This is a genomic window from Streptomyces sp. NPDC056948, from assembly GCF_042674225.1.
Taxonomy (GTDB): domain Bacteria; phylum Actinomycetota; class Actinomycetes; order Streptomycetales; family Streptomycetaceae; genus Streptomyces; species Streptomyces purpurascens.
In genome coordinates this window covers 1-2540 of the sequence record NZ_JBHUQX010000716.1, presented here as the reverse complement: position 1 = coordinate 2540, position 2540 = coordinate 1, and the positions used below count along the sequence as shown (strand labels likewise).

At 72.0% G+C, this 2540-nt stretch carries 3 protein-coding genes; 2 read left to right on the top strand and 1 reads right to left on the bottom strand.

Translation table 11 applies throughout. The annotated features are described in order from the left end of the window. Positions 1-491, top strand: a 491-nt coding sequence (locus ACFTZL_RS43925; protein WP_382595958.1) for a TetR/AcrR family transcriptional regulator, incomplete at its 5' end; no start/stop codon positions are given. A gap of 1 nt (position 492) precedes the next feature. On the opposite strand, the gene ACFTZL_RS43920 is transcribed toward ACFTZL_RS43925, so the two are convergent. Then, positions 493-1518, bottom strand: a complete 1026-nt coding sequence (locus ACFTZL_RS43920; RefSeq protein ID WP_382595954.1) for a GlxA family transcriptional regulator — start codon at positions 1516-1518, stop codon at positions 493-495. Between the two features lie 128 nt (positions 1519-1646). Between ACFTZL_RS43920 and ACFTZL_RS43915 the strand changes: the two genes are divergently transcribed. Next, positions 1647-2528, top strand: a complete 882-nt coding sequence (locus ACFTZL_RS43915) for an NAD(P)-dependent oxidoreductase (protein WP_382595951.1) — start codon at positions 1647-1649, stop codon at positions 2526-2528. Positions 2529-2540 lie beyond the last annotated feature (12 nt).

The window sequence follows — 2540 nt, the reverse complement described above, 5'->3', positions numbered from 1 at the left end:
CCACCTGTCAGTTCTACGAGGAGTTCCGCACCCTCGAGGACGTGCTCGCCGCGCTGCATCTCCAGGTCAACGGCTGGGCCGAGACGGCGGTTCTGCAGGCCGCGGCCGCATCCGCCGACCTGCCGCTCGTCGAGCGCGCCACCGCGATCTTCCGTGCCTACGCAGGGAACGTCGCGGCCGATCCGCGCCGGATCCGCATCACCTTCGTCGAGATCATCGGCGTCAGCGCGCGCCTTGAGGAACAGCGGCTCGCCCGCCGGGCCGGCTGGGTCGGCCTCATCTGCGCCGAGGCCGACGCGGCCGCCGCGCGCGGGGAGGCCGCACCCCGCGACTACCGACTCGCTGCGACGGGCTTCATCGGCAGCGTCAACGGGCTGCTGCACGACTGGAGCGCCGGGTGGGTGGACGCGACCCTGGACGAGGTGGTCGAGGAACTGGTCCGCCAGTTGCTGGCGATCCTGCGGCCGCCGGGGTGGACTCCCCGGGCGTGAGTCAGACCCGTGTCCGGCCGCGTCCGCCGGTGGGCGCCCCGGGGAAGGCCCGCCGGTAGTCGCCCGGCGACACCCCGATGTGCTTGAGGAAGTGGTGACGGAGGTTGTTGGCCGTGCCGAGGCCACTGAGCTCCCCGACCTTCTCGACCGGCAGGTCCGTCGACTCCAGCAGTGACCGGGCGCGCCCGAGCCGCTGGTCGAGGAGCCACTGAAGAGGAGTCGTCCCGGTGGCCGCCTGGAGGCGCCGGTAGAACGTACGCGGACTCATCGAGGCCCGCCGCGCCAGATCGGCGACCGTGAGCGGCCGGTCGAGGTTCGCCCTCGCCCACTCCAGGACGGGAGACAGCCCCTCGTCGTCGCTGGGCGGCACCGACAGCTCGATGAACTGCGCCTGCCCGCCCGGCCGGTGGGCGGGCACCACCATGCGGCGCGCGAGCTGGTTGGCGACGTGCGCGCCGAGATCGCGCCGCACCAGATGCAGACACAGGTCGAGGCCGGCGGTGAGCCCGGCGCTGGTGAGGACATCACCGTCGTCCACGTACAGCACCGACTCGTCGACCTGCACCTTCGGGTACCGCTCGGCCAGCCGGTCGGTGTGCATCCAGTGCGCGGTCGCGCGGCGGCCGTCGAGCAGCCCCGCCTCGGCGAGCGCGAAGGCGCCGGTGCAGAGGGAGACCATGCGGGCACCCGCGTCATGGGCGCGCCGCAGAGCCGCGACCAGCCCCTCCGGCAGCGGCCTGCCCTCGTCGACACAGGGGTCGGGCACCGAGGGCACGATGACCGTGTCCGCGTCCGCCAGGTCGTCGAGTCCGTAGCGGGTCCGCAGGGTCAGCCCGTGGCCGTCCGCGCTCTCCTGACCCTCCTGCGCCCCCGCTCCCGTCCCGCAGAGCCGCAGGTCGTACCAGGGATCGGCCAGATCCGGCTGCGGCTTGCCGAACACGGTGCAGGGGATGCTCAGTTCATACAGATCCCACGACGGGACCCCGATCTCCTCGGTCACGACCACGGCGACAGAACCAGCACCCATACCCCGAAGGGTATGGCAGGAATTTGGTGGACGCCGTCACCACTGTCACTGTTCCCGATCTTCGTGCCCTGCGAACGTTTCCGTACGTGATCACGGATCACCTACGCACGCTTCACGAGGAGTTGGGCATGAACGCAGAACAGCAGGCCGTCACCGTTCTCGGACTGGGCTCGATGGGCTCGGCCCTGGCCGCCGCGCTGCTGGACCGGGGCCATCCGACCACCGTCTGGAACCGGTCCCCGGACAAGGCCCGGCCCCTGGTCGAGCGTGGTGCCCGCCTGGCCGCCACGCCCCAGGAGGCGGTCGCCGCCTCCTCGCTGACCATCGCCTGCGTGCTGGACTACGAGGTGCTGTACACGGTCCTCGACGCGGCCGTAGGCGACCTCGACGGCACCACCCTGGTCAACCTCACCTCCGGCTCTCCCGAGCAGGCCCACGAGGCCGTCAAGTGGGCCCGGTCCTGTGGGGTCGACTATCTCGACGGCGCCATCATGACCACTCCGCCCGGCGTCGGCGACCCCGCCATGATGTTCCTCTACAGCGGCTCCCGGCAGGTCTTCGAAACCCACCGCCCCACGCTGGCGGCCCTCGGCGACCCCCTGTACCTCGGCACCGACCCCGGCCTCGCCTCCCTCTACGACGCGGCGCTGCTCGGCCTGATGTGGTCCACCATGACCGGCTGGCTGCACGGCACGGCGCTGGTCGGCGCCGAGGGGACGCCCGCCGGCGACTTCACCCCCGTGGCGACCCGCTGGCTGACCGCCGTGGCGGGCTTCCTCACCACCTACGCGCCCCAGGTGGACGCGGGCCGCTACCCGGGCGACGACGCCACCGTCGATGTGCAGATCGCGGCCATCGACCACCTCATCCACGCGGCGGCGGCCCGGGGCATCGACAACGCGCTGCCCGAGCTGCTGAAGGCCGGCATGCAGAAGGCCGGCGCGGCGGGCCACGGGCAGGACAGCTACGCCAGCCTGATCGAGGTACTGCGCCCCCCGACGAAGGACTGAACGGGCTAGCCC